The 25,246-nt window shown below is 69.5% G+C and carries 22 protein-coding genes; 9 read left to right on the top strand and 13 right to left on the bottom strand.

Going from position 1 to position 25,246, the window contains the following annotated elements; all coding sequences use genetic code 11:
• Positions 1–140 precede the first annotated feature (140 nt).
• Complete coding sequence (locus ABL843_RS27145; RefSeq protein ID WP_418117971.1) at positions 141–1,781, bottom strand: long-chain-fatty-acid--CoA ligase; 1,641 nt, start codon at positions 1,779–1,781, stop codon at positions 141–143.
• A gap of 122 nt (positions 1,782–1,903) precedes the next feature.
• Between ABL843_RS27145 and ABL843_RS27150 the strand changes: the two genes are divergently transcribed.
• From ABL843_RS27150 to ABL843_RS27160, 3 genes are all read left to right on the top strand, one after another.
• Entirely contained in the window at positions 1,904–2,575 is a 672-nt protein-coding gene (locus ABL843_RS27150) for a nitroreductase (RefSeq protein WP_418117972.1), read from the top strand.
• Between the two features lie 67 nt (positions 2,576–2,642).
• A complete protein-coding gene (locus ABL843_RS27155) occupies positions 2,643–3,437 on the top strand; it encodes a phosphodiesterase (protein ID WP_418117973.1) in 795 nt (264 codons plus the stop codon).
• Positions 3,438–3,564: 127 nt separating this feature from the next.
• A complete protein-coding gene (locus tag ABL843_RS27160) occupies positions 3,565–3,828 on the top strand; it encodes a hypothetical protein (RefSeq protein ID WP_369660764.1) in 264 nt (87 codons plus the stop codon).
• 262 nt (positions 3,829–4,090) lie between these two features.
• Here the strand turns inward: ABL843_RS27160 and ABL843_RS27165 are convergent, their stop codons facing one another.
• From ABL843_RS27165 to ABL843_RS27180, 4 genes are all read right to left on the bottom strand, one after another.
• Positions 4,091–5,260 carry a GGDEF domain-containing protein gene (locus ABL843_RS27165; RefSeq protein ID WP_418117975.1) on the bottom strand — a complete coding sequence of 390 codons (1,170 nt, stop codon included), beginning with the start codon at positions 5,258–5,260 and terminating at the stop codon, positions 4,091–4,093.
• A 74-nt stretch (positions 5,261–5,334) separates the two neighbouring features.
• Positions 5,335–6,153 carry an enoyl-CoA hydratase-related protein gene (locus ABL843_RS27170; protein WP_418117977.1) on the bottom strand — a complete coding sequence of 273 codons (819 nt, stop codon included), beginning with the start codon at positions 6,151–6,153 and terminating at the stop codon, positions 5,335–5,337.
• A 17-nt stretch (positions 6,154–6,170) separates the two neighbouring features.
• The gene (locus ABL843_RS27175; RefSeq protein WP_418117978.1) at positions 6,171–7,349 is read right to left on the bottom strand and encodes an acetyl-CoA C-acetyltransferase; all 1,179 of its coding nucleotides are present in this window, start codon (positions 7,347–7,349) and stop codon (positions 6,171–6,173) included.
• Positions 7,350–7,391: 42 nt separating this feature from the next.
• Positions 7,392–8,174: an SDR family NAD(P)-dependent oxidoreductase gene (locus ABL843_RS27180; RefSeq protein WP_418117979.1), complete on the bottom strand. Its 783-nt coding sequence runs from the start codon at positions 8,172–8,174 to the stop codon at positions 7,392–7,394.
• 102 nt (positions 8,175–8,276) lie between these two features.
• Here ABL843_RS27180 and ABL843_RS27185 point away from each other — a divergent pair, with 102 nt between their 5' ends.
• The 4 genes from ABL843_RS27185 to ABL843_RS27200 all read left to right on the top strand — a co-directional run bounded on the left by ABL843_RS27185 (position 8,277) and on the right by ABL843_RS27200 (position 13,516).
• Positions 8,277–10,952: a LuxR C-terminal-related transcriptional regulator gene (locus ABL843_RS27185; protein ID WP_418117980.1), complete on the top strand. Its 2,676-nt coding sequence runs from the start codon at positions 8,277–8,279 to the stop codon at positions 10,950–10,952.
• A gap of 221 nt (positions 10,953–11,173) precedes the next feature.
• Positions 11,174–12,025 (top strand): AP2 domain-containing protein, encoded by an 852-nt coding sequence (locus ABL843_RS27190; protein ID WP_418117981.1) that lies wholly within the window; start codon positions 11,174–11,176, stop codon positions 12,023–12,025.
• Positions 12,026–12,258: 233 nt separating this feature from the next.
• Positions 12,259–13,062, top strand: a complete 804-nt coding sequence (locus ABL843_RS27195; protein ID WP_311737042.1) for an AP2 domain-containing protein — start codon at positions 12,259–12,261, stop codon at positions 13,060–13,062.
• A gap of 76 nt (positions 13,063–13,138) precedes the next feature.
• The gene (locus ABL843_RS27200; RefSeq protein WP_126023662.1) at positions 13,139–13,516 is read left to right on the top strand and encodes a hypothetical protein; all 378 of its coding nucleotides are present in this window, start codon (positions 13,139–13,141) and stop codon (positions 13,514–13,516) included.
• 42 nt (positions 13,517–13,558) lie between these two features.
• Here ABL843_RS27200 and ABL843_RS27205 read toward each other — a convergent pair whose 3' ends face one another.
• From ABL843_RS27205 to ABL843_RS27225, 5 genes are all read right to left on the bottom strand, one after another.
• A complete protein-coding gene (locus tag ABL843_RS27205) occupies positions 13,559–14,707 on the bottom strand; it encodes an acyl-CoA dehydrogenase family protein (protein WP_418117982.1) in 1,149 nt (382 codons plus the stop codon).
• Between the two features lie 45 nt (positions 14,708–14,752).
• A complete protein-coding gene (locus tag ABL843_RS27210) occupies positions 14,753–16,312 on the bottom strand; it encodes a long-chain-fatty-acid--CoA ligase (protein ID WP_418117983.1) in 1,560 nt (519 codons plus the stop codon).
• 43 nt (positions 16,313–16,355) lie between these two features.
• Positions 16,356–17,468, bottom strand: coding sequence for a CaiB/BaiF CoA transferase family protein (locus ABL843_RS27215; protein WP_418117985.1), 1,113 nt, complete (start codon positions 17,466–17,468; stop codon positions 16,356–16,358).
• 78 nt (positions 17,469–17,546) lie between these two features.
• Complete coding sequence (locus tag ABL843_RS27220) at positions 17,547–18,689, bottom strand: acyl-CoA dehydrogenase family protein (RefSeq protein WP_418117986.1); 1,143 nt, start codon at positions 18,687–18,689, stop codon at positions 17,547–17,549.
• Between the two features lie 15 nt (positions 18,690–18,704).
• Positions 18,705–19,898 carry an acyl-CoA dehydrogenase family protein gene (locus ABL843_RS27225; protein WP_418117987.1) on the bottom strand — a complete coding sequence of 398 codons (1,194 nt, stop codon included), beginning with the start codon at positions 19,896–19,898 and terminating at the stop codon, positions 18,705–18,707.
• Between the two features lie 228 nt (positions 19,899–20,126).
• On the opposite strand from ABL843_RS27225, the gene ABL843_RS27230 reads away from it, so the two are divergent.
• Positions 20,127–20,375, top strand: a complete 249-nt coding sequence (locus ABL843_RS27230) for a hypothetical protein (RefSeq protein WP_126023668.1) — start codon at positions 20,127–20,129, stop codon at positions 20,373–20,375.
• An 18-nt stretch (positions 20,376–20,393) separates the two neighbouring features.
• On the opposite strand, the gene ABL843_RS27235 is transcribed toward ABL843_RS27230, so the two are convergent.
• Positions 20,394–21,263, bottom strand: a complete 870-nt coding sequence (locus ABL843_RS27235) for a UDP-2,3-diacylglucosamine diphosphatase (RefSeq protein WP_418117988.1) — start codon at positions 21,261–21,263, stop codon at positions 20,394–20,396.
• A 93-nt stretch (positions 21,264–21,356) separates the two neighbouring features.
• Here ABL843_RS27235 and ABL843_RS27240 point away from each other — a divergent pair, with 93 nt between their 5' ends.
• Positions 21,357–23,099: a lysoplasmalogenase family protein gene (locus ABL843_RS27240; protein ID WP_418117989.1), complete on the top strand. Its 1,743-nt coding sequence runs from the start codon at positions 21,357–21,359 to the stop codon at positions 23,097–23,099.
• Positions 23,100–23,130: 31 nt separating this feature from the next.
• Here ABL843_RS27240 and dmeF read toward each other — a convergent pair whose 3' ends face one another.
• A complete protein-coding gene (gene dmeF / locus ABL843_RS27245) occupies positions 23,131–24,093 on the bottom strand; it encodes a CDF family Co(II)/Ni(II) efflux transporter DmeF (protein WP_418117990.1) in 963 nt (320 codons plus the stop codon).
• Positions 24,094–24,098: 5 nt separating this feature from the next.
• Complete coding sequence (ruvB, locus tag ABL843_RS27250; RefSeq protein ID WP_369660747.1) at positions 24,099–25,163, bottom strand: Holliday junction branch migration DNA helicase RuvB; 1,065 nt, start codon at positions 25,161–25,163, stop codon at positions 24,099–24,101.
• Positions 25,164–25,246 lie beyond the last annotated feature (83 nt).

Genomic DNA, 25,246 nt, shown 5'->3' on the forward strand with positions numbered 1-25,246 from the left:
CACGCGGCGAGCACACCGATCCGGGTGCCTATTCAAGAGGCAACGTGGTGGGAAGCCACGCCAGTTCTCGCTCCACCTCCCAGCCTCCACCCACAACTCACAGAGTTGTCCACAGAAAAATCTAACAAGTCACTGAACTGTCAAACGGATGTCGTCGCAACGTAACCTTTGAACTGTTCGCGCAGCCTTGTCTTCAGCAATTTGCCGGTGGCCGTATGCGGCAGGCTGTCGACGAAGACCACGTCTTCCGGTAGCCACCATTTCACGACGCGCTCGGCGAGGAATGTGAGCAGTTCCTCGCGAGTGGCTTCCATGCCCGCACGCTTCACCACGATGAGCAGCGGACGCTCCTGCCACTTCGGATGCGCGATGCCGATCACCGCCGCCTCGGCCACCGCGGGGTGCAAACTCGCCGCGTTCTCGAGATCGATGGACGAGATCCACTCGCCGCCCGACTTGATGACGTCCTTCGCGCGATCGACCAGCTGCACATAGCCGTCCTCGTCGATGTTGGCCACGTCGCCCGTCGGAAAGAAGCCTTCGGCGTCGAGCACCGATCCGCCCTCGCCCTTGAAGTAACCGCTCGCGATCCACGGACCGCGCACGTGCAGATGGCCGAAGGCCTTGCCGTCGTGCGGCAGGCGCTGGCCGTCCTCTCCCACGATCTTCAGCTCCACGCCCCATACGCCGCGGCCCTGGCGCATCTTCACGCGCGTCTGCTCTTCTTTGGGCATCGAGAGGTGCTTGGGCAGCAGGTTGCCGATCACGCCGATGGGGCTGGTCTCGGTCATGCCCCAGCCCTGCACGAAGTCGGCGCCGAAGTCGCGCTCGAAGCGCTCGATCATGCTGCGCGGCGTGGCGGCGCCGCCCACGCCGATGCGCTTGAGGCCGATGGCGCGCGTGTCGATCTCGGGGTGCGCATCGAAGTACTGGAACAGCATCAGCCAGATGGTGGGTACGGCCTGCGAGAAGCCGACCTTCTCGTCGCGCATGAGCTCATACAGGCTCTGGCCGTCCATGTGCGGGCCGGGCATGACCAGCTTCATGCCGGTCATCGCCGCCGCATACGGCATGCCCCATGCGTTGGCGTGGAACATCGGCACCGCGAGCAGCAGCGTCATCTGCGAGTTGACGCCGAAGGTGTCGGGCGCGCACTCCATCAGCGAGTGCAGCACGGTGGAGCGATGCGAATACAGCACGCCCTTCGGATTGCCCGTGGTGCCCGAGGTGTAGCAGAGCGACGATGCGGTGCGCTCGTCGAACTCGGGCCACTCGTACTGCTCGCTCTGCGAGCCGACGAGTTCGTCGAAGCACAGCAGGTTGGGCACGTCGATGGCCGGCATGTGCGCGCGGTCGGTCATCGCGATGAAGGCGCGCACCGACTTCAGCGCCGGCGCGAGCTTCTCCACCAGCGGCGCGAAGGTGGTGTCGAAGAACAGCACCTTGTCTTCCGCGTGATTGACGATGTAGTCGATCTGCTCCGGAAAGAGCCGCGGGTTCACCGTGTGGAGCACAGCGCCGGAACCCGACACGCCGAAGTACAGCGCAAGGTGGCGCCAGGTGTTCCACGCGAGCGTGCCCACGCGGTCGCCGCTCTCGATGCCCAGCGTCCTCAGCGCATTGGCCACCTGCTTGGCGCTGCGCTGAATCTGCGCGTAGTCGGTGCGGTGCACCGGCCCCTCGACGGTGCGGCCCACGATCTCCGCATGCGGATGAAAGGTGGCCGCGTAGTCGATGAGCGACGAGATCAGCAGCGGGCGGTCTTGCATCAATCCGAACATGTCTTGTCTCCTGTACGCTGGCCGGATGCTAGGCAGCGGCCATGCCGTGCGGCATCGTCGGAAGAGACGATTGAGGCCATCCGAGGGTTGCCCCTAGCATCGACCCCCAAGAGGACTTTGGAATGAACGTTCAGGACGCCATCGCCACCCGCCGCTCGGTGCGCGAGTTTCTCGACACGCCGGTGCCCGGCGAAGTCATCCGCCGCGTGATCGAACAGGCGCTGCGCGCGCCTTCGGGCGGCAACCTGCAGCCCTGGCACCTGCACGTGGTGGGCGGCGAGAAACTCGCAGAGCTCAAGGCCATCATGCGCACGCGCGTGAAGGAAGCGCCCGCCGGCGAAGGCAGCGAGTACGACATCTACCCGCGCGAGCTGGTCGCGCCCTACCGCGACCGCCGCTTCGCAGTGGGCGAGGCGATGTACGCGCGCCTGGGCATTCCGCGCGAGGACAAGGCCGCGCGCCGCGAATGGTTCGCTCGCAACTACCAGTTCTTCGGCGCGCCGCTCGCGCTCTTCTGCACCGTCGACCGCCGCATGGGCCCGCCGCAGTGGTCCGACCTGGGCATGCTGCTGCAGAACGTGATGCTGCTTCTGCGCGCCGAAGGCCTGGACAGCTGCCCGCAGGAATGCTGGGCGATCTACCCGCAGACCATCGGCAGCTTCATCGGCCTGCCGCCCGAGCGCATGCTCTTCACCGGCATGGCCATCGGTTACGCGGACCGCAGCCGGCCGCTCGATGCGCTGGTCACCGAGCGCGCACCGCTGTCGGAGGTGGCGGAGTTCGTCGGCATCTGAGCGCGATGCTCGCAGCGGAACGGATCGTGCTAGCCCTCGTGGCACAACGAACAGCACGAGACGCCGCATGCTCATCGCACAGATCTCCGACCCGCACATCCGCCCCGCAGGCCAGCTCTACCAGGGCGTGGCCGACTCGAACCGCATGTTCGGGGAAGCCATCGACCACCTGCACGCGCTGGACCGCCGGCCCGACCTCGTGCTGCTGACGGGCGACCTCGTCGACGAGGGCCGCCCCGAGGAATACGCGCAGGCGCGGCGCCTGCTCGCGAAGCTGGAGATCCCGTACCTCGTGATCCCGGGCAACCACGACCGCCGCGAGAACTTCCGCACCGCCTTCGCCGACCACTCCTACCTGCCGGCCGAGGGCGCGCTGCACTACTGCATCGACGAGCACCCCGTGCGCATCGTGGCACTGGACTCGTGCGTTCCCGGCCACCACCACGGCGGCGTCGACGCGCAGGGCCTCGCATGGCTTCAGCGCACGCTGGAGGCCCACCGCGCCAAACCCACGCTGCTGATGCTGCACCACCCGCCCTTCGTCAGCGGCATTCCCTACATGGACACGTACCGCTACATGGACACGCCGCCGCTCGAAGCCATCGTGCGCGGCGCCCCCAACATCGAGCTGGTGCTGTGCGGCCACGTGCATCGCACGATGCTGCGGCGCTGGGCGGGCACCGTCGTGTGCGCCTGCCCGAGCAGCACGACCGAGATCGCGCTGCAACTGGCCGAAGGCGCGGCGCCGGCCTCGTACATGGGACGGCCGGGCTGCATGCTGCACCTGTGGAGCGACACCCACGGCATGGTGAGCCATGTCAGCCACATCGGGGCGATGGAAGGACCATTTCCGTTCGCCTGAGCGAGCCGGCGCTCGCGCGCTCAGGATCTCTTCAGGCAAGGCGGACAGAATCCGCCCGGGTTCCGCAAGGAACGACGCAGCCACCCAAACAACGCAGGGGCAGCCCCGGTCGACCAGGAGAGATTCGATGCAGAAACAACAACAGCCCTACTGGTTTCCCGCCAAGCGCTACGGCTGGGGCTGGGGGCTTCCCAATCGCTGGCAAGGCTGGGTGGTGGTCGCCGTCTACGCCGCGCTGGTGCTGACGGCGGTGTATTCGCTTCATCCCGAACAGGAGCCGCTGCGCTTCTTCCTCGGCCTCGCGATTCCGACCCTCGCGCTGGTGGCGGTCTGCTGGCTCAAGGGCGAGCCCCCGCGCTGGCGCTGGGGCGACGAAGACAGCGGGAAATAAGCCGCCGGTGCCCCTCGGCGCGCAGAATGTTGCCGGGGGTCGTGCTGGCGAGCGGGGCGGTGGGGTGGAGAGCGACGCAGGCGGCACGCTCTTCGACATGGCAGCCTCGGGTGACGCGGGCAGAATGCGGCGGATCATCGCGACCGAAACCCGCACGACATTTATCCAATGCCCCGCGCGTCGACGCAGCAACGCTCGACGCGAGTACGCCGGAATGAACCGAGAGGGCGCCGGCTGACAAGCCTCCGGCCGTCGTTGCGGATCAGGACGCTGCGATGACGCGATCCCGCCCCATCGCCTTCGCGCGATACAGCGCCGCATCGGCCAGCGCCAGCACGTCGTCGATGCCGGTGCCGCCGGAGCTGCTCCCCCCGGCCGCCACGCCGATGCTCACCGCCATCGAGCCGACGACGGCCATGGACGAATCCGCCGGGAAGGGCTCGCCAACGGCCTGCCTGAGGCGCGCCGCAATTTCCATCGCCTCGGCCTTGCCGGACTCTGGCAGCAGCACGACGAATTCCTCGCCGCCGTAGCGGCCGAGCACGCCCTTGTCGCCGATGGCGCGCTGCATGCGGTGCACCGCCTCGCGCAGCACGGCGTCGCCCATCTGGTGGCCGAAGCGGTCGTTGATGTCCTTGAAGTGGTCCAGGTCCACCATCAGCAGCGCGCCGCGGCGCTCGCCCGAGGTGAAGGCGCCCTCGCAGGCGTCGAGCACCGCGCGGCGGTTGAGCGCGCCGGTCAGCGGGTCGCGCGTGGCCAGGTATTCGAACTCGGTGTGCACGCGGTCGGTGGCCATCAGGATGGCGGCGATGGTCAGCAGCAGCACGGTGAACGAGTACATGCTGATGTAGAGCGACTGGATCCAGGAGCCCTCCATGAGACCGCTGCCCGCCATGCCCGCCACCACCGACACGAAGCGCAGGGCCGCCACCAGCGCCTGCGCCAGCAGCAGCCCCGTCATCAGCCGCTTGCCGAACACGCGGCCGGTGTGCCGCATGTACAGCAGCGCATGCCGGAAGAACAGCGCCGACACCGCCAGGGTGACGAACAGCAGCCGCATCTCGAAGTCGGGCTTCACGATGCCGAACCAGAAAAGCGCCACCGCCAGGACGCAGTTCAGCACCGTCCAGCCCCGGGTGTCGCTGCGGCCGAACAGGAACTTCTGGCTGCCGGCGTAGTACAGGATGCAGGCCTGGTACAGGACGAAGTTGGCGACGACGATGGTGAGGAAGTCGGGGAAGTAGCCGCGCGCCGCGAACAGCATGGTGCTCACGAACGCCACCAGCGGCGCCCGCGCCCATTCGGCCAGCCCCTGGATGCTGCGCGGATAGCTGCGCTGCATGAAGAAGACCACGAGCGCCATCACGACGCCCATGACGCCGGCCAGCAGGATGACGGAGCGAGGATCGAGGATGGATGGCGATGCGCCCATGGAGCCCGATTATGTTGGCATCGGCCAACCCCTATCCCGCGGCTCGGTTCCGCAGGCCCGGGCGGGGCCGCTGCTCAGGCCTTTCGGAACACCGGCTCGCGCTTCTCCAGGAAGGCTCTCACGCCCTCGGCGAACTCGGGCCGGTCGAGCAGCTCGCGCTGGCGCTGGGCCTCGTGGCGCATTTGCGCCACCAACGGCTGGCCGGCGGCAGACTCGTACACCGCGCGGATCTCGCGCGCCGCATGCGCGGGCAGCCGCGCGAGCCGCTGCGCCACCGACACGGCCTGCGCGCGCAGTTCGGCATCGTCCACGCAGGCCCATACCAGGCCCCATTGCGCGGCCTGCTCGCCCGAGAGCCGCTCGCCGAGCAGCGACATGCCCACGGCCCGCGCGCGACCCACCAGCCGTTCGAGGAACCAGGTGGTGCCCAGGTCGGGCACGATGCCCAGTCTCGGCATGAAGGGCAGGTAGAAGTAGGACGAGCGTGCCGCGATCACCACGTCTGCCGCCAGCGCCACGCCGACACCTGCGCCCGCCGCCGGACCGTTGATGGCGCTCACCACCGGAAAGGGCATGCCGCGCAGGTCCTCGATGAGCCGGTTCGACAGCGCCTCCATCGCATCGGCCGTGCGCTGGCCGATGCTGCCGTCCCCGCCGCCGGGGCCCATGCTCGACAGGTCTGCGCCCACGCAGAAGGACTTGCCCGCGCCGGTCAGCACCAGCGCGCGCACCGTGCCCGCCTCGCCTTCCTTGCGCAACTGCGCGAGCCTGTCGCGCAGCGCCTGCTGCAGCCCGGCCGTCAGCGGATTGAGCCGCTTCGGGATGTTGAAGCTGACGATCTCCACATCGCCTTCGCGCTCGCACAGGATGGGGTCTTCATCCACGGGACCCATGCCTTGCTCCAAGGCCGTCACAGCCGCTCGACGATGGTCACGTTGGCCATGCCGCCGCCCTCGCACATGGTCTGCAGGCCGTAGCGCTTGCCACGCTGGCCGAGCGCGTGCACGAGCGTGGTCATGAGCTTGGTGCCCGACGCCCCCAGCGGATGCCCCAATGCGATCGCGCCGCCGTTCACGTTCAGCCGCGCGGGGTCGGCATCCAGCGTCTGCAGCCAGGCCAGCGGCACCGGCGCGAAGGCCTCGTTGACTTCGTACAGGTCGATGTCGGAGATCTTCATGCCCGCCTTCTTCAGCGCGCGCTGCGTGGCGGGCAGCGGGGCCTCCAGCATGATCACCGGGTCGTGCCCCATCACGCTCATGTGGTGGATGCGCGCGAGCGGCTCCACGCCCAGCGTCTTCAGGCCGCGCTCGTTCACCACCATCAGGCCGCTGGCGCCGTCGCAGATCTGGCTGGCGGTGGCCGCGGTGCAGCGCCCGCCCTCGGCGATGAGCTTCACGGCGGCGATGCTCTCCAGCGTGGCGTCGAAGCGGATGCCCTCGTCCACGGTGTGCTGCTCGCCGGGCTCGGCGCCGTCGGCCATGCGCACCGCCACGGGCACGATCTCGCGCTCGAAGTGGCCGGCCTTCGTCGCCGCGATGGCGCGCCTGTGGCTTTCCAGCGCATAGCGGTCGAGCTCGTCCTTCTCGATGCCGTAGTTCCTGGCGATCATCTCGGCGCCGGTGAACTGGCTGAACTGCACGTCGGGATAGCGCTTTGCCATGAGCGGGCTCACGTAGAAGCCCAGCCCGTTCTTCAGCGGCAGCGTGACGGGCATGCCCATGGGCACGCGCGTCATGCTTTCCACGCCGGCGGCGATCACGATGTCCATGGTGCCCGACATCACGGCCTGCGCCGCGAAATGCAGCGCCTGCTGCGACGAGCCGCACTGCCGGTCGACCGAGGTGGCCGGCACCGATTCGGGCAGCTTCGAAGCGAGCACCGCGTTGCGCGCGATGTTGGAAGACTGCTCGCCGGCCTGGTCGACGCAGCCCATGATGACGTCCTCGACCAGCGCCGGGTCGGCGCCGGTGCGCTCCACAAGCGCGTCGAGCACCTGCGCTGCGAGGTCGGCCGGGTGCCAGCCGGCGAGGCGGCCGTTGCGGCGGCCGCCGGCGGTGCGCGCGGCGGCGACGATGAAGGCTTCGGGCATGCGAGTTCTCCTGTCTGTATCTGTGTGGATGTAGGGATCGGATCAGCGCGGCGCCATGCGGATGGCCCCGTCGAGCCGCACGCTCTCGCCGTTGAAGTAGCCGTTGGTGATCATCAGCTCCGCCAGCGTCGCGTATTCCGCCGGGTTGCCCAGGCGCTTCGGAAACGGCACCGACGCCGCCAGCGCCGCCTTCACGTTGTCGGGCGCGCCCTGCAGCAGCGGCGTGTCGAAGATGCCCGGCAGGATGGTGTTGACGCGGATGCCCTCGCTCATCAGGTCGCGCGCGATGGGCAGCGTCATGCCGACGATGCCGGCCTTCGATGCGGTGTAGGCCGCCTGCCCCATCTGGCCGTCCTGCGCGGCCACCGAGGCGGTGTTGACGATGGCGCCGCGTTCGCCGTCCTGCAGCATGCCGAGCGTGAGCATGCCGGCGGCCGACTTGGCGATGCAGCGGAAGGTGCCGACCAGGTTGATCTGGATGATGCGGTCGAAATTCGCGAGCGGAAAGTGCTTGATCTCGCCGGTGGCCTTGTCGCGGCTGGCGGTCTTCACCGCGTTGCCGGTGCCGGCGCAGTTGACCAGCACGCGCTCCTGGCCGTGCGCCGCGCGCGCCCTGGCGAAGGCGGCGTCCACCTGTTCCTCCGACGTGACGTCGACCTTGCAGAAGATGCCACCGAGTTCCTTCGCCAGCGCCTCGCCCTGCTCGGCGTTGAGGTCGAAGAGCGCGACTTTCACGCCGTGGCCCGCGAGGCTGCGCGCGGTGGCGGCGCCCAGGCCCGAGGCGCCGCCGGTGACGACGGCCGCAATGCTGGAATCGAGTTGCATCTGCTGGTGTCCTTGAGGTGTCTTGAATGGTTTGTCCACATCCAGTTTAGGAAGCAGAATCGGCCGCACACATCGTCGGAAACGACGGGATTTCAGCGCCGCATGCAGCCGCCCACACCCCGCATCCTCGAAACCAAGCTCAATCCCCCGGCCTTCGTCGCCACGCAGGTGCCGCGCACCGCGATCGGGGAGGAGGTCGCCTCGGCGGCCGTGAAGCTGGTGCTGGTGCGCGCGCCGGCCGGCTTCGGCAAGACCACCGCCATGGCGCAGATCCGCGAGCGCATGGAGGCGCGGGGCATCGCCACCGCGTGGCTCACGCTGGACCGGGCCGACAACGACGTCTCGCGCTTCCTCGACTGCCTGGCCGAGGCCGTGCAGCGCCTGGGCGTGGAGGAGGCGCGCGGCAACAACAGCAACCCCTTCGACGCGGTGGCCGCGCTGGCGGCGCACGAGTCGCCCTTTACGCTCTTCCTCGACGACTTCGAGCGGGTGCAGGAGCCGGCCGTGCTGGGGCTGGTGCGCGAGATCGTCGAGCACCTGCCGCGCCGGGGGCAGATCGTGATCGGCTCGCGCAGCCTGCCCGACCTGGGCCTGGGCCGGCTGCGCGCGCGCGGGCAGCTCACCGAGATCGACACCGACCGGCTGCGCTTCAGCCTGGAGGAGACCGGCGCCTTCTTCGGCCCGCGCCAGGCGCTGCCACCCGAAATGCTTTCGCTGCTGCACCGCAAGACCGAGGGCTGGGTGGCGGCGATCTGGCTCGCTTCGATGGCGCTGGAGCGCCACGGCACCGGCACCGAGACCGCCACCGCCACTGCTTTTGTCGAGCGCTTCTCGGGCTCCGACCGCGCGGTGGCCGAGTACCTGGCCGAGGACGTGCTCGCGCACCAGCCCAAGGAGATCCGCGACTTCCTGCTGCGCACCAGCATCCTGCGGCAGCTCGACGCATCGGTGTGCCAGGCGCTGTGCCCGCGCGTGGACTGCGCGGCCATCCTCGAGCGGCTGGCCGCGTCGAACCTTTTCCTCACGCCGGTGATGAGCGGCGACGGCGATGCGTGGCGCTATCACAGCCTCTTCGCCGACTTCCTTCGCGCGCAGCTCGCGCGCGAGATGCCCGGCGAGCCGGCGCGCCTGCATCTCGCGGCCTCGGGCTGGTACGAGTCGCACGGCCGCCCGGTGCCCGCCATCGACCACGCCATCGAGGGCGGCGACCATCCGCATGCGCTGAATCTGCTCGACCACCATGCCGCGCAGTTCCTCGAGGAAGGCCGCATGCGCATGCTGGCGCGCTGGTTTTCGGCCATTCCCGAGCACCAGCTGCGCGAGCACCCCTTCCTGCAGCCGATCTCGCTGTGGGCCACCTGCTTCACCCACGGCCCATGGGACGCGATGCGGCAGCTCGACGCATCGGGCTGCCTCGACAGCCCCATCGCCGAGGTGCGCGCGAGCGCCCACACGCTGGTGCCGCTGCTGCTGGCCATGCAGGACCGCCACGACGAAGCCTACGAGGCCGGCCGCCTGAGCCTGGCGCGCCTGCCCACCGGCCTGGCCTTCGCCGACAGCGTGCTGCTCAACGCCATGGCCCACATCCTCGCGGTGCGCGGTGACCAGCACGAGGCGCGGCGGCTGCTCGACGCGGCCCGCCGCGAGCAGGGCAACAGCGCCTTCAACCGCATGTACACCGAGTCGCTTGCGGGCCTGTTCGACCTGCACGAAGGCCGGCTGCGGCAGGCCACCGCGCGGCTGCGCATGGCGGTCGATTCGACGCATGCCGTGTCGTACAACCACAGCCACGGCAACGCATGGGCCGGCGTGCTGTATGCGGGCGCCGTCTACGAGACCAACCAGTTGGTGCAGGCCGAGCGGCTGCTCAACGTCTACCTGCCGCTGGCGCGCGACGTGGGCCTGCCCGACCACATGATCCTGAGCCACGCGATGCGCTCGCGGCTGGCCTTCCACGCGGGCGACATCGACGCGGCCTTCCAGGCGCTCACCGAGCTCGAGTACCTGGGCCACGCGCGCCAGCTGCCGCGCGTGGTGGCGGGCGCCAAGCTGGAGCGCTCGCGCATGCTGCTGCTGCAGGGCAACGGCCCGGCCTCGCACGACGAGCTGCTGCGCGCCGACGACCCCACCCTGTGGGAACGCGAGCGCCGCCAGCGCCTGCCCGCGCACGACCTCGACTATCTGGCGCTCGCCAAGGCGCGCTGGGAAATCGCCTTCGGCGACGCGCGCATGGCGCTCTCGGTGCTCGACGCCGAACTGCACGCCGCGCTCGCCGTGGCCCGCAACCGCCGCGCGCTAAAGCTCAGGGTGCTGCGCGCCCTCGCCCTGCAACGCGCCGGCGACCCGGCCGCCGCCACCGAGGAGTTCGCAGAGGTGCTGCAGGCCGCGAGCCAGGAAGGCTTCATGCGGCTGATCCTCGACGAGGGCCCGGCCGTCGGCACGCTGGTGCACCGCTGCGCCGCCGCGATGCAGGAAGGCGGCGGCGACCCGATCCTCGCCGACCACCTGCAGCGCCTGCTGCAGGCCGTGGGGCCGATGGCGGCACCGGCCGAGTCGGAAGCGCCGGCCGGCGACGCCATCGAGGAGCCGCTCACGCGCAAGGAAATCCGCGTGCTGCAGCTGCTGGCCGAGGGCTACTCGAACAGCGCGATGGCCGAGAAGCTCTTCGTGTCCGACAGCACCGTGCGCACGCACCTGCGCAACATCAACATGAAGCTGGACGCGAAGAGCCGGACGCAGGCGGTGGCGATCGCGCGCAGGCTCGGTGTCATCCGATAGCCTTACATCCGGCCTTTTTCAGGCACCGCGCACCCCCTGAACTACGGATTCCGGTGATACCCCGCCGGTGCCTGCGTCCCTAGCATTTCCCTCTGTGTTCCAACTGCCGCGATAGCGCAAGGCGCATCGCGGCGCATGGGAATCCCGGCCTGGCGCCGCACCCCGAGGCGCCCGGCAGGAAGCCATGCAAGAACCAGAGAGCGGACTCAAGCCGAAGCACCATGCCCAAAGGAATCCCCAACCCCGCAGCCATGTACGGCATCTACCCTCGCAGCTGGGGCTACGAGGTGTCGATCGTGCGAAACGGAAAGCGCTACTTCCAGCAGTTCGGCCGCGCCAGCTACGGCGGCGACGCGCAGGCGCTGCGCCAGGCGCAGGAATGGCGCGACGGCGTGGTCCGCAGCGTGCCGCCGGTGCCGCGGCGCACGCGGGCCGAGAAACTGCGCATCAACAACACCACGGGCGTGTCGGGCGTGTTCTGCCAGGTCGCGCCCGGCGGCAGGGTGCGGGCCTGGGTCGCCAAGACCTACATCGGGCAGGACGAGATCCTGCGCACCGACTTTCCCGTGAACACGGTGGGCGAGGCGGCGCAGGCGCTGGCCATCGAGGAGCGCGCGCGCCAGCTCGAGCGCATGGACGGGCTCGCCAAGCTGCATCCGGCCGAGGAGAGCATCCGCACGAGCCCGCCGTCCGCTCCCGCCGGGCTGCTGGCCCCCAAGCGCTCGAAGTCGGAGATCAGGCGCAGCACCAATTCGAGCGGTGTGAGCGGCGTGCACTTCAAGGCGCCGAACCCGGGCCATCCGGGCTACTGGCTCGCCATCACGTACACGGCCGGCCGCGGCAGCGTGAGCAAGGCCTTCTCCATCAAGGAGCACGGGCCCGAGAAGGCGAAGCAGCTGGCCATCGAGGAGCGCCAGCGCCAGCTCGAGGAGAAGCTCGCGTTCCTGCAGCAGGACAGCAGCGTCGCCGCCAGGACGCCGCCGCTTTCCATTCCCTTCCTGCTCGACCAGCCTTCGCAGGCGTCCTCGCTGCAGCACGGCATGGCTGCCGGCGGGACAAGGCCGCCGCAGTGAACCCGCCCGCTTCCGGGACCGGCTCCGTTGGCGCGGCTGCCGGCGGATATGCGCGCCCGGCGCGCTCCCGCGAAGATATTTTTCCGATCTGTTGCGTGCGAGCGAATTCGTGGCGGCGCTTCGGCCAGAATAGCTGCGAAATATGCGCGCCGAAGCGAGACGCGCAAGCCGGGGAGCCCATCGGAATCAGCATCGGCGATGCTGAGTACGGAAGTAGCAGCATCACGTCGAGAATGCCCAAAGGTGTCCCGAACCCGGCAGCCATGTATGGCATCTACTCCAGGTCCTGGGGTTTCGAAGTTTCCATCGTCCGCAACGGCGTGCGCCATCACAGGCTGTTCGGCAAGGCCAGCTATGGCGGCGCGGAACAGGCGCTGCTCCATGCGCAGGACTGGCGCGACCACATCGTGCGCAGCGTGCCGCCACAGCCGCGCAGCGCGCGCGCCGAGAAGCCCCGCGCCAACAACAGCACCGGCGTGACCGGCGTGTTTCACCATCTCGCGCCGGGCGGCCGCGTGCGGGCCTGGATGGCCAAGACCTACATCGCGCCCGACGAGATCCTGCGCACCGATTTCTCCGTCGCCGAGCTCGGCGACGCCGCGCAGGCGCTGGCGATCCAGGAACGCGCGCTGCAGCTCAAGCGCATGACGGGACTGGCGCACATCCACCCGGCGGAGGAAGCGATCCGCATGGGCCTGTCGGCCCACCCCGCCGGGCCGCGCGAGCCCAAGCGCTCCAAATCCGAGATCACCCGGCGCAACAACACCAGCGGCGTGAGCGGCGTGCATTTCAAGACGCCGAACCCCAGCCACCCCGGCTACTGGCTGGCCATCACCTACACGGCGGGCAAGGGCAGCGTGAGCAAGGCCTTTTCGGTGAAGACATACGGCGCGGAGGTGGCGAAGAACATGGCCATCGCCGAGCGTGCGAACCAGCTCGCCGACAAGCGGCGGGCGACCGGCAACCAAGAAGAACGGCAGAGAGGAAAAGCCGAGCAGGGAGCCCGAGCGGCATCCGGCGCGCGGCGGAACAACTGATGAGGTCATTGCAAGAAAAAGGCTTCGCGAAGACTGCGAAGCCGGGGAGCGGCTGTGCGCGCGGAGCGGCTCGCCGATGAGGCACAAGCAACTGCACCAGCTGCTGCGCGTGGCGTCGCACCTGATGGACCAGGCCGCGGCCGAAGTACACGCCACCGACCTCGGCCCGGTGGACGAGAATATTCAGCGCATCGGCCGCGCCCTGATCGAGGTGATCGAGGTGCAGCGCCAGATCTACGCCGCGCAGCCGGAACTGCAGCCCAAGACGCTGGCCGCCACATCGCGCGAAAGCGACGCCAACCGGCTCTTCACCCAGTTCACGATGGAGGCGCTGGAACTGGAGGACGCGGGCAACCCCGAGGCGGCGCGCGAGAAGTACACGCAGTTCATCGGCCTGTCGCCCTCGTATCCCCACCGCGAGATCGCGCGGGCGGAAATCAGGCGGCTGTCGTGACCCGGCCGGGGCTCAGAGCGCCCCAACTTGGAAAGCCAGGGCTCAGAGCGCCCTGGCGATCACCTCCTTCATGATCTCGTTGGTGCCGCCGTAGATGCGCTGCACCCGCGCGTCGGCGTACATGCGCGCCACCATGTATTCGTTCATGAAGCCGTATCCGCCGAAGAGCTGCAGGCATTCGTCGACCACGCGGCCCTGTGCTTCCGAGCCCCAGAGCTTGGCCATGGAGGCGGTCGCGGTGTCGAGCCTGCCGGCCACGAGGTCCTCGATGCAGCGGTCGATGAAGGCGCGGCCTACCTTGATCTGCGTGGCGATCTCGGCGAGCTTGAACTTCGTGTTCTGGAACTCGGCCACCGGCTTGCCGAAGGCCTTGCGGTCGCGCACGTAGTCGAGCGTGGCCTGGTAGGCGCCTTCCATGGTGGCCAGCGCGCTCAGGCCGATGATGGTGCGCTCGTAGGGCAGGTCGCTCATGAGCTGGAAGAAGCCCTGGCCCTCCACGCCGCCGAGCAGCGCGTCGGCGCTCACGCGCACGTCGTCGAAGAAGAGCTCGGAGGTGTCCTGCGCCTTCATGCCGATCTTGTCGAGCACGCGGCCCACGCGGAAGCCCTCGCAGCCTTCGGTCTCCACGATGAGGATCGACGTGCCCTTGGCGCCCTGCGTCGGGTCGGTCTTGCACACCACCAGCACCACGCCGGCCAGGAAGCCGTTGGTGATGAAGGTCTTGGAGCCGTTGACGACATAGCCGCCGTCCTTCTTCTCGGCGCGGGTGCGCACGCCCTGCAGGTCGGAGCCTGCGCCGGGTTCGGTCATGGCGATGGCGCCCACCATCTCGCCGCGCGCCATGCGCGGCAGGTAGTGGCGCTTCTGCGCCTCGGTGCCGTGGTTGAGGAAGTAGTGCGCCACGATGCTGTGCACCGAGGTCGCCATGCCGGTGAGCGCGCGGCACGACATCTCCTCGTAGAACACGGCCTCGTGGCGGAAGTCGCCGCCGGCGCCGCCGTACTCCTCGGGAATGTCGGCGCACAGCAGGCCGAGCGCGCCGGCCTTGCGCCACACCTCGTGGCCCACGTGGCCGCGCTTGCGGGCCTCCTCGTCGTGCGGGAGCACTTCGGTCTCGATGAAGCGCACCACGTTGTCGCGGTACAGCTCCAGGTCTTCGTCGCTCCACGAGCGGCGGAAATCGATGGCCATGTTGTCTTCCTTTGCTTTCTTTCTCTGATTCTTGCGTCCCGGGCCTCAGCCGACGCGCCGTTCCCGCCCGGCCCAGAAGGGCTCGCGCAGCTGGAACTTCTGCAGCTTGCCGGCCGCCGAGAGCGGCAGCGCGTCGCGGAACTCCACGCTGCGCGGGCACTTGTAGTTCGCGATGTGCTCGCGGCAGTGGGCGATGACGGCCTCGGCTTCCAGCGCCATGCCCTCGCGCCGCACGATCACCGCGTGCACGCGCTCGCCCCACTTGTCGTCGGGCACGCCGATCACCGCAGACATCAGCACCTGCGGCATCTGCGCGATGGCGTTCTCGACCTCGGCCGAATAGACGTTCTCGCCGCCGCTGACGATCATGTCCTTCATGCGGTCGACCACGTAGACGAAGCCCTGCTCGTCCATGTAGCCGCCGTCGCCGGTGTGCATCCAGCCGCCGCGCAGCGCGGCCTCGGTCTGCCCGGGCTTGTTCCAGTAGCCCTTCATCACCATCGGGCCGCGCGCGACGATCTCGCCGACCTGCCCGGGAGGCAGCTCGTTGTCTTCGCCGTCGACGATGCGCACCTCGGCGATGGGCACCGGCGTGCCCGCCGAACGCAGCAGGCGATCCCGGTCAGGACCGGGCAGATGGCAGTGCGGCGAGAGCGCCGTGACCACGGGCGACAGCTCCGTCATGCCGTAGACCTGCGCGAAGGCGGCGCCGGGAATGGCGCGCATCGCCTGGTCGAGCAGCGCGGCGTCTATGGGCGCGGCACCATAGAACAGCAGCTGCAGGCTCGACAGGTCGAACTCCGCGAAGCGCGGATGCTCGACCACGCGCTTGATCATCGTCGGCACCATGAACATCTCGGTGATGCGCGCGGACTGCACCGCCTGCAGCACGGCCAGCTCGTCGAACATCGGCAGCACGTGCGTGGGCGTGAGCCGCAGCATGTTCTGGATGGTGGCGCCGCAGCCGGCCACGTGGAACATGGGCGCGGCAACGAGGGCCACAGCGTTCTGCGCGTCGCGCGGAAGCGCCGCCACAGTGCTCAGCGCGTTGATGCACAGGTTGCCGTGCGTGAGCATCACGCCCTTGGGCTGCCCGGTGGTGCCACCGGTGTACATGATGGCGGCGAGCTCGTCGGGCGCGTGCGGCGCATCTTCGACGGGCTGCGCCTCGCCCAGCAGCGCCTCGTAGCCCACCGTGCCCTCGGGCACCGCGCCGTCGCCGCAATAGACCACGGTGCGCAGCGAGGCCGAGAGCTGCCGCAGCGCCGGCACCATCGGCACGAACAGGTCGTCCACCAGCAGGATGCGGGTGTCGCAGTCGTCCAGCGAGTAGGCGACCTCCTTCGGGTTCCAGCGGATGTTGACCGGGTTGATCACGCCGCCGCCCCACCAGGTGCCGAAGAAGTATTCGACGAAGCGGTGCGAGTTGAGGCTCATCATGCCGACGCGGTCGCCGCTGCCCATGCCAAGCTGTTTCAACACGGCGCCCAGGCGCGCAACGCGATCGGCGAGCGTGGCGAAGTCCAGCCGCGTGACGCCGCAGACGATGGCTGTGGCGTTCGGCTTCTCGCGCCGGCCCTTGTGCAGGGGTTGGGTGAGGAACATGGGTGGCTGTCTCCGTTCTTGTCTTCTTCTTGCGTTCTTTTTCTCAGGCGCCGCACAGCGGCGCGATGGCTTCCGCCGCCACGCCCCAGCGACGCAGCACCGTCGGGCCGTCGTCGCGCGCCGTGGGCTGCGGCACCATCGGCGCGGTGCGGCTGAAGCGCGGCGCGGGCGCGGGCTGCACCACGCCGCCCACGTTGGCGAAGGTGCCGCGCGCCACGTTGTGCGGATGCTCCGGCGCCTCGTCCCAGTCGAGCACCGGGGCGAAGCAGGCGTCGCTGCCTTCGAGCAGCACGCACCACTCGTCACGCGTGCGGGTGCGGAACACGTCGGCCATGCGCAGCTTGAGCAGCGGCCAGCGGTCGGCGTCCATCTGCGCGTCGAAGGCGGTGTCGTCGGCGATGCCGCAGCGCTCACGCAGGAGCGCGTAGAACTGCGGCTCGATGGCGCCCACGGCCACGTACTTGCCGTCGGCGCAGGCGTAGGTGTCGTAGAAGTGCGCGCCACCGTCGAGCATGTTCTCGCCGCGCTGGTTGCTCCACTGGCCGGCCGACCTGAAGCCGTACATCATGGAAGACAGCAGCGCCGCGCCGTCGGTCATGGCGGCGTCGACCACCTGCCCCTGGCCCGAGCCCTTGGCCTCGTGCAGCGCGGCGAGGATGCCGAAGGCCAGCAGCATCGCACCGCCTCCGAAGTCGCCCACGTAGTTCAGCGGCGGCACCGGCGGCTCGCCCGCGCGGCCGATGGCGTGCAGCGCGCCGCTGATGGCGATGTAGTTGATGTCGTGGCCCGCCGCATGCGCGAGCGGCCCGTGCTGGCCCCAGCCGGTCATGCGGCCGTACACCAGCCGCGGGTTGCGCGCGTGGCACTCGGCGGGACCGAGCCCCAGCCGCTCCATCACGCCAGGACGGAAGCCCTCGATGAGCACGTCGGCCCTGGCGATGGCGTCGAGCACCGATTGCGCGGCGCCTTCCGCGCGCAGATCGACCTGCAGCGTGCTGCGCCCGCGCGCGAGGATGTCGTGCGGCGCGGTGCGGGTGCCGGGCCGCTCGATGCGGATCACCTCCGCCCCCATGTCGGCAAAGAGCATCGCGCAGAACGGCCCCGGGCCGATGCCCGCCATCTCGATCACCCGAAGGCCTTGCAGTGGACCAGCCATGGTGCGTCTCCTGTGTGTGGAGGCATCTTGGCGCCGGGCCCACGGCGCCGCATCGTCGAAAGCGACGAATGCGCGGCGCTATGCCATCGCGGCGGCGGCACGCAGCTTCGCCACGCGCCGCAGATGCCACGAAGGCGGGCCGAACTGGCCTTCGATGAGCGTGGCGCGGCGCACGTAGTGGCCCACCGCCAGCTCTTGCGTCATGCCCATGCCGCCGTGCAGCTGCACCGCGCCCTGCCCCACGGCCTTGCAGGCCTTCGCGGCGGCCACCTTGGCGGACGAAACGGCGCGTGCGCGTTCCGGCGCGGATGCCGTGTCGATGGCTTCACCCACGCTGGCGGTGAGCGCCGCCGCCTGCTCCAGTGCCATGTGCATGTCGGCAAGCCGGTGCTGCAGCACCTGGAAGCTCGCGATCGGCACGCCGAACTGCTTGCGCTGGCGCACATAGTCGAGCGTGTCGCGCATCAGGCGGCGCATGACGCCGACGGACTCGGCGCAGACGGCGAGCGTGGCTTCGTCGAGCGCCTGTTCGATCTGCGGCAGCGCGGCGCCTTCCGTGCCCAGCAAGGCATCGGCGGGCAGGCGCAGGTCGTCGAGGGCGATGTCGGCTGCGCGGCCGCCGTCGCGCGTCGGATAGGCGCGAAGGCGCAGGCCGGGCGCGTTCTTCGGAACGACGAAGAGCGAGAGGCCGGCACCGCTTCGCGCGCTCAAGAGCAGGTGGCTGGCCCATGGCGCGGCGTGCACCACGGCCTTGCGGCCGTCGAGGCGGAAGGAGCCGTCGGCATCGCGCACGGCTTGGGCCTGCACGTCGGCGCGGTCGTGCCGGCTCTGCGGCTCGGCATGCGCGAAGGCGAGTACGGCGTCGCCGGCGACCACGCGAGCGAGCAGCGCATCGGCCTGCGCACCGGGGTTGCGCTGCAAAAGGCCGGCGCCGATCACCATCGTCGACAGATAAGGCTCGGCGGCGAGCGCGCCGCCCAGCGTTTCCATCATCGCGAGATGCGCGGCCATGCCGCCGCCGAGGCCGCCCTGCGGCTCGGGCAGTGGCGCGCGCAGCAGGTCGAGATCGGTGGCGAGGCCGCGCCAGAACGGCGGCGGTGCGTCGTCGGCCTTGCGCAGCACGTACAGGCGCTGCTCGAAGCCGTGGTTGTCGTCGAGGTAGCGCGCGAGGCTGTCGCGCAGCATCGCCAGGGTGTCGTCGCGTTCGGTGGTGGCGTTCATGGAGCGGCCTCTCTCTCAGTTCGCCAGCAGGTGGGCAGCGACGATGTTGCGCTGCACCTCGTTCGAGCCCGCATAGATCGAAGCCGCGCGGTCGTTGAGGTAGGCCGACATCGAGAACACGGCGTCCTCGGGAACGGGCAGCGCGCCACCCTGCAGGCCGTCGTCCAGCGGAAGGTCGGCGGCGGCGTAGTGGGCGGCGATTTCGACGCCCAGCTCGGTCAGCCGCTGGCGCAGCTCGGAGCCCAGCACCTTGCCCATCGACGGGCGGATGCCGTGCGGCTCGCCGCGGGCCTGCGCGCGCAGCGATTGCAGCTCGGTGGCCTCGAGCGCGTCGATGGCGCATTCGGCTTCGGCCAGGCGCAGTGCCATGTCGTCGGCCTCGTGCGGGTCGCCCACCGCGAGGGCCGCGTCGGCAGCTTGCTGCAGGCGGCGCAGGCGCGCGCGCAGCATCGGCGCCCACGCGCCGCCGCGCTCGTGCTGCAGCAGGTACTTGGCGATGGTCCAGCCCTGGTTCTCCTCGCCTATGAGCCCCTCGGCCGGCACGCGCACGTCGTCGAAGAACACCTGGTTGAGCTCGTGGTCGCCCGAGATGCTGATGATCGGCCGGATGGTGATGCCCGGCGCCGGGATATCGAAGCACAGGAAGCTGATGCCCTGCTGCGGCTTGCCGCCCGACGCGGTGCGCACCAGGCAGAACATGCGGTTGGCGTACTGGGCGTGGGTGGTCCAGATCTTGGTGCCGTTGATGACGTAGTGGTCGCCCTCACGCACGGCCTTGCACTGCAGCGAGGCCAGGTCGGAGCCCGACTGCGGCTCCGAGTAGCCCTGGCACCAGTAGTCCTCGCCCGAGCGGATGCCGGGCAGCCAGGCGCGCTTCTGCGCCTCGGTGCCGAAGGCGATGATCACCGGCGCGACCATGCCCGGGCCCATGGGCGCGCGCGCCGGCGCGTCGGCGGCCGCCAGCTCGGCCGAGAAGATGTAGTGCTGCATCGGCGTCCAGCCGGTGCCGCCGTGCTCCACCGGCCAGTGCGGCACGCTCCAGCCGCGCCTGGCGAGGATGCGGTGCCAGCGGTTGCCGTATTCGTAGTCGCTGAAGATGCCCGAGCTGCGCCGGCCGGCGGCGCGCAGCTCGGGCGTCAGCTCGCGCGCGAGGAAGTCTCGAACCTCGTCGCGGAATGCGGTTTCCGCGGCCGTGAGTGCCCAGGCCATGTGTTTGTCGTCTCCATTCGGGATGCTGCGGCGAGTGTGATGCCGGCGGGGGCTGGTGGCATCGTCGGATCGGACGAACGTGGTTTGGCCGCCAGCGACCTACGGATTCCAGTGGACTTCTGTTTTCATCCGGGATAGTCCGATACGCCGCCGTGCCGCTTCCTGCTTCAATCTGCCGGGGAGTCGTTCCGGGCGCAAAAAAATGCGCCGCGCTGAAGGAGCACCGCAGTGAGCACTGTCATTCCCGGCTTCCCGCACGCCAGCGTCGAGCGGCTGTGCGACTACGAACTGCCGGAACCGCCTGCCGCCGCCTCCACCCTTTTCCAGAACCTGCCGGAAGCCGACGGCCCCGAGAAGCTCGCGCTGGCCTGGTGGCTGTGGATGGACGAGCTGGGCAAGAGCATGTTCAGGCACTACGACGCCTGGCGCGAGCAGTTGGGCCACGCGACGGCGAACGGCCCCGATCGCAAGGGCTGACGGCCGGCCGCACCGCGCTCAGGCGGCGACGGCTTCGCGCTGCGGCGCCGCCTTCGCGGGCACGGGCATGTGCCTGGCCCAGTCGATGATTTCCAGCGTGCCGTCGGCATGCTCGGCCAGCGCCGTCAGGCTCTCGACCCAGTCACCGTCGTTGCAGTAGAGGATGCCGTCGATGTCGCGCATCTCGGCATGGTGGATGTGGCCGCAGACCACGCCCTGCGCGCCGCGCTTGCTGGCCTCGCGCGCCACGGCCACTTCGAAGTCGCCCACGTAGCTCACGGCCCGCTTGACCTTGCCCTTGAGGTACTTGGACAGCGACCAGTAAGGCAGCCCCATGCGCGCGCGCAGCGAGTTGAGGTGGCGGTTGAGCTTGAGCGTGAATTCGTAGAGCGAGTCGCCCACGTAGGCCAGCCACTTGGCGCACTGGATCACGCCGTCGAACAGGTCGCCGTGGATGATCCAGAGCTTGCGGCCGTCGGCCGTCTCGTGGATCCACTCCTCGGCCACGTCGATGCCGCCGAAGTTGTGGTGCAGGTACTTGCGGGCGAACTCGTCGTGGTTGCCCGGGATGAAGATCACGCGCGTGCCCTTGCGCGCCTTGCGCAGCAGCTTCTGGATCACGTCGTTGTGCGCCTGCGGCCAGTACCAGTGCCGCTTGAGCTGCCAGCCGTCGATGATGTCGCCGACCAGGAACAGGGTCTCGCACTCGGTGTGCTTGAGGAAATCGAGCAGGGCCCTGGCCTGGCAGCCGGGCGTGCCCAGGTGCAGGTCGGAGATCCAGAGGGTGCGGAATTGCAGTGGCGGACGCCCGCGATCATCGTCCTCGGGGTCGAGGGCCCGGGTCGCGGTGTCGCGCCATGCGCGAAGGAAAGCGTCGTCGCGTTGCATGGCCGGGTAGGCTCCCACCGCCGGGTGACCATACGATGGCGTCCCCGTGACATCCCGATGACTTGTCGCAGTGCAGCAACGCACAATCGCGCGATGCGACCTGGCCAGATCATCGTTCTAGCGACCCCTGTCTTCTTCCTGCTGATGGGGATCGAATTCGCGGTCGGCCGCGCGCGTGCCCGCCGTGGCACGGGACAGGACACCTACCGCCTCGCCGACGCCGTCAACAGCGTCGGGCTGGGCATGCTGAGCCAGATCAGCGCGGTGCTCACCGGCCTTCTGCGCATCGGCATCTACACGGCCGTGTACTCGTCGATCGCGCTCTTTCCGCAGGAAGCAGCGAAGGAGTTCTGGACCGCCTGGTACGGCTGGCTGCTGGCGCTCGTGTTCTACGACTTCTGCTACTACTGGCTGCACCGCATGGGCCACGAGTCGGCCGTGCTGTGGGCCGCGCACGTGGTGCACCACCAGAGCCAGCACTACAACCTCTCGACCGCGCTGCGCCAGACCTCCAGCGGCGCGCTGCTGGGCTGGATCTTCTACCTGCCGATGGCGGTGGCCGGCGTGCCGCCGCTGGTGTTCGGCGTGGTGGCGCTCGTCGACCTGCTCTACCAGTTCTGGGTGCACACCGAGCAGGTCGGCAGGCTGGGCTGGTTCGACCGCTGGTTCTGCTCGCCCTCGAACCACCGCGTGCACCACGCGGTGAACGACCAGTACCTCGACCGCAACTACGGCGGTGTCCTGATCGTGTGGGACCGCATGTTCGGCACCTTCCGCGAGGAGGACGAGCGCTGCGTCTACGGCACGCGCGGCGGGCTGCGCAGCTGGGACCCGCTGTGGGCCAACGCCGAGGTCTACTGGGCGCTCGCGAAGGATTCATGGCACGCGCGCAGCTGGGCCGACAAGCTGCGCGTATGGATCAGGCCGCCGGGCTGGCGGCCGGCCGACGTGGCGGCGCGCTTTCCGAAGCCGCCCTTCGACATCGCGAAGGTGACGCGCTACGAACCGGTGGTGAGCGCGGGCGTGCAGTGGTTCGCGGGCATCCAGTTCCTGCTGCTGGTCGGGTTCGCGGTGGTGTTCCTGTGGTTCTCCGACCTCCTGCCGCTGCCGCATTCGGCCGTGTGGCTGGCCGCGCTGACGGCCATGCTGTGGGCGATCGGCGGCGTTCTGCAGGGGCGGCTGGCCGTCACGGAGGTGCTGCTGATCGAGGCAGCCGCCCTGGCCACGGCCAGCGCGGCACTGGGCATCGGCTGGCTGCACTACCTGTTCAAGCCGCTGGCGCTGTCGATCGCGATCTTCCTCGCGGCCCGGCGGGCGCTTTCGGCCGGCCCGATCACCGGCTTCGATGGCCTGCTGCTGGCGGGCCTGGTCGCCTCGCTGGCAGGCGACGTGCTGCTGATGGGGCCGGGCGGGATGTTCGTGCCGGGCCTCGTGTGCTTCCTGCTGGCCCACCTCGCCTACATCGCTCTGTTTCGCATCGGCGTGGGCCTGTTCCCGCGGCCGGGGGCGCTGGCGGCCACGCTGCTGGTCGGCGCGGGGATGTACGCCTTTCTCTGGCACGGCGGGCTGCCTGTGGCGCTGCGGATCCCGGTCGGCGCCTACGTGGTGGTGATCGCCTGCATGGCGGCGCAGGCCATAGGGCGCGCCGCGGTGCTGCGCCGGGCCGACCCATCGGCGGCATGGGTGGCAGTGGGCGCGTGCTTCTTCATGCTGAGCGACTCGCTGCTGGCGATCAACAAGTTCATGGCGCCGTTGCCGCTGGCGCAGCTGTGGGTGCTGGCGACCTACTACGCGGCGCAGGTGTTGATCGTGCGGCACGCCAGGCCCAAGGCCTGACTTCGGCTCGCTCGCTCGCTCCCCGCTGGACCTAATCCGCGCAGCGCTGGATTTCCACCGTCGAGTGGCGGATCTCCTCGTGCATCGAGAAGCAGGCCCGCACCTCGTCGGCGGTGAGCGTCGGCGAGTGCGTCACCACCGTGAGCGCGCAGGCGTACGCGTCGCGGCCCACGCGCCACACGTGCAGGTCGGCCACGCGGGTTTCGGAGTCGGCCAGCATGGTCTCTACGCCTTCCCTGATCTCCTGCGTGACGGGGTGGTCCATCTCGCGGTCGAGCAGCACCTTGCCGGTTTCCTTCAGCAGCCCCTTGGCCCAGACCGCCACCAGCACCGCGCCGACGATGCCCATCGCCGGGTCGAGCCAGGCCCAGCCGTAGAACCAGCCGCCCAGCAGCGCCGCGATGGCGAGCACCGAGGTGGCGGCGTCGGCCACGACGTGCAGGTAGGCCGAGCGCAGGTTCAGGTCGTGGCCATGGTGGTCGTGATGGCCGTGCCCATGGTGATCGTGCGCATGGCCGTGGTCGTGCCCGTGATGGTGATGCGCCCCGCCCAGCAGCCGCGCGCAGACCAGGTTGACCACCAGCCCCAGCACCGCCACCGCGATGGCCTCGGGGTAATGGATGGCCGAGGGCGACCACAGCCGCTCCAGCGAGCCCACCACCATCAGCGCCGCCACACCCAGCAGCGCCAGCGCGCTCGCGAAGCCGCCGAGCACCTCGATCTTCCAGGTGCCGAAGGCGAAGCGCGGGTCGCGCGCGTAGCGGCGCGCGGCGGCGTAGGCGAAGGCGCTCAGCCCAATGGCCAGCGCGTGCGAGCTCATGTGCCAGCCGTCGGCCAGGAGCGCCATCGAGTTGAACCACCAGCCGGCGCCGATCTCGACGACCATCATCGCGAAGGTGATCCACATCACCAGGCGCGTGCTGCGCTCGGCGGAAGAGGTGTCCGCGCCGAAATGGTGGTCGTGCTGCCAGGCGCTCAGGTCATGGGTGTGCATGGAATTCAGGCTCCAAAGAGATCGGGACCGTCGGCGCGGCCCGAAGGCGGCGCCACGCCCAGGTGGCGGTAGGCGGCCAGCGTGGCGATGCGCCCGCGCGGGGTGCGCTGCAGGTAGCCCTGCTGGATGAGGTAGGGCTCGATCACGTCCTCGATGGTGTCGCGCTCCTCGCCGATGCTGGCGGCCACGTTGTCCAGCCCGACCGGGCCGCCGTCGAAGCGGTGGATGACGGCTTCCAGCAGCTTGCGGTCCATCAGGTCGAAGCCCTGCGGATCGACGTCGAGCATGGCCAGCGCGCGGTGGGCGATGTCTTCGGTGATGCGGCCGGTGCCCTTGACCTCGGCGTAGTCGCGCACGCGGCGCAGCAGGCGGTTGGCGATGCGGGGCGTGCCGCGCGAGCGGCGGGCGATCTCGAAGCCGCCAGCCGGGTCGGCCTCCACCTTGAGCAGGCCGGCGCTGCGGTGCACGATCAGCGCCAGCTCCTCGGGCGTGTAGAACTCCAGCCGCGCGACGATGCCGAAACGGTCGCGCAGCGGGTTGGTCAGCATGCCGGCGCGGGTGGTCGCGCCCACCAGCGTGAAGGGCTGCAGGTCGAGCTTGATGCTGCGCGCCGCGGGGCCCTCGCCGATCATGATGTCGATCTGGTAGTCCTCCAGCGCGGGGTACAGGATTTCCTCGACGACCGGGCTCAGCCGGTGGATCTCGTCGATGAAGAGCACGTCGTTCGGCTCCAGGTTGGTCAGCAGCGCCGCCAGGTCCTTGGGCTTCTCGAGCACGGGGCCGGAAGTCTGGCGCAGGTTCACGCCCAGTTCGGCCGCGATGATGTGCGACAGCGTGGTCTTGCCCAGGCCCGGCGGGCCGAAAAGCAGCACGTGGTCGAGGGCTTCCTGCCGCTTGCGCGCGGCGCCGATGAAGATCTCGAGCTGCTCGCGGACCTTGGCCTGGCCGACGTACTCGTCCAGCAGCTTGGGGCGCAGGGCCCGTTCGATCGCCTCCTCGTTGGGCGAAGCGGGGGCTGCGGACACCACGCGTTGGGGAGCGGGCGCGAAATCGTCTGTCTGGATGGTCATTTGCTGGGGGTGTGCGACTACAAGTTTAGTCCCGAGCGCCGCGCCGGGCCGCCCCAAGCAAGCGAGCGCCCCCTCGGGGGGCA

It is taken from the genome of Variovorax sp. 350MFTsu5.1 (assembly GCF_048302515.1).
GTDB classification, from domain to species: domain Bacteria; phylum Pseudomonadota; class Gammaproteobacteria; order Burkholderiales; family Burkholderiaceae_C; genus Variovorax; species Variovorax guangxiensis.

Bases quoted from the DNA above. Each gene is read 5' to 3' on its own strand.
- ABL843_RS27145 (WP_418117971.1), bottom strand. From the start codon at position 1,781: ATGTTCGGATTGATGCAAGACCGCCCGCTGCTGATCTCGTCGCTCATC.
- ABL843_RS27150 (WP_418117972.1), top strand. From the start codon at position 1,904: ATGAACGTTCAGGACGCCATCGCCACCCGCCGCTCGGTGCGCGAGTTT.
- ABL843_RS27155 (WP_418117973.1), top strand. From the start codon at position 2,643: ATGCTCATCGCACAGATCTCCGACCCGCACATCCGCCCCGCAGGCCAG.
- ABL843_RS27160 (WP_369660764.1), top strand. From the start codon at position 3,565: ATGCAGAAACAACAACAGCCCTACTGGTTTCCCGCCAAGCGCTACGGC.
- ABL843_RS27165 (WP_418117975.1), bottom strand. From the start codon at position 5,260: ATGGGCGCATCGCCATCCATCCTCGATCCTCGCTCCGTCATCCTGCTG.
- ABL843_RS27170 (WP_418117977.1), bottom strand. From the start codon at position 6,153: ATGGGTCCCGTGGATGAAGACCCCATCCTGTGCGAGCGCGAAGGCGAT.
- ABL843_RS27175 (WP_418117978.1), bottom strand. From the start codon at position 7,349: ATGCCCGAAGCCTTCATCGTCGCCGCCGCGCGCACCGCCGGCGGCCGC.
- ABL843_RS27180 (WP_418117979.1), bottom strand. From the start codon at position 8,174: ATGCAACTCGATTCCAGCATTGCGGCCGTCGTCACCGGCGGCGCCTCG.
- ABL843_RS27185 (WP_418117980.1), top strand. From the start codon at position 8,277: ATGCAGCCGCCCACACCCCGCATCCTCGAAACCAAGCTCAATCCCCCG.
- ABL843_RS27190 (WP_418117981.1), top strand. From the start codon at position 11,174: ATGCCCAAAGGAATCCCCAACCCCGCAGCCATGTACGGCATCTACCCT.
- ABL843_RS27195 (WP_311737042.1), top strand. From the start codon at position 12,259: ATGCCCAAAGGTGTCCCGAACCCGGCAGCCATGTATGGCATCTACTCC.
- ABL843_RS27200 (WP_126023662.1), top strand. From the start codon at position 13,139: ATGAGGCACAAGCAACTGCACCAGCTGCTGCGCGTGGCGTCGCACCTG.
- ABL843_RS27205 (WP_418117982.1), bottom strand. From the start codon at position 14,707: ATGGCCATCGATTTCCGCCGCTCGTGGAGCGACGAAGACCTGGAGCTG.
- ABL843_RS27210 (WP_418117983.1), bottom strand. From the start codon at position 16,312: ATGTTCCTCACCCAACCCCTGCACAAGGGCCGGCGCGAGAAGCCGAAC.
- ABL843_RS27215 (WP_418117985.1), bottom strand. From the start codon at position 17,468: ATGGCTGGTCCACTGCAAGGCCTTCGGGTGATCGAGATGGCGGGCATC.
- ABL843_RS27220 (WP_418117986.1), bottom strand. From the start codon at position 18,689: ATGAACGCCACCACCGAACGCGACGACACCCTGGCGATGCTGCGCGAC.
- ABL843_RS27225 (WP_418117987.1), bottom strand. From the start codon at position 19,898: ATGGCCTGGGCACTCACGGCCGCGGAAACCGCATTCCGCGACGAGGTT.
- ABL843_RS27235 (WP_418117988.1), bottom strand. From the start codon at position 21,263: ATGCAACGCGACGACGCTTTCCTTCGCGCATGGCGCGACACCGCGACC.
- ABL843_RS27240 (WP_418117989.1), top strand. From the start codon at position 21,357: ATGCGACCTGGCCAGATCATCGTTCTAGCGACCCCTGTCTTCTTCCTG.
- dmeF (WP_418117990.1), bottom strand. From the start codon at position 24,093: ATGCACACCCATGACCTGAGCGCCTGGCAGCACGACCACCATTTCGGC.
- ruvB (WP_369660747.1), bottom strand. From the start codon at position 25,163: ATGACCATCCAGACAGACGATTTCGCGCCCGCTCCCCAACGCGTGGTG.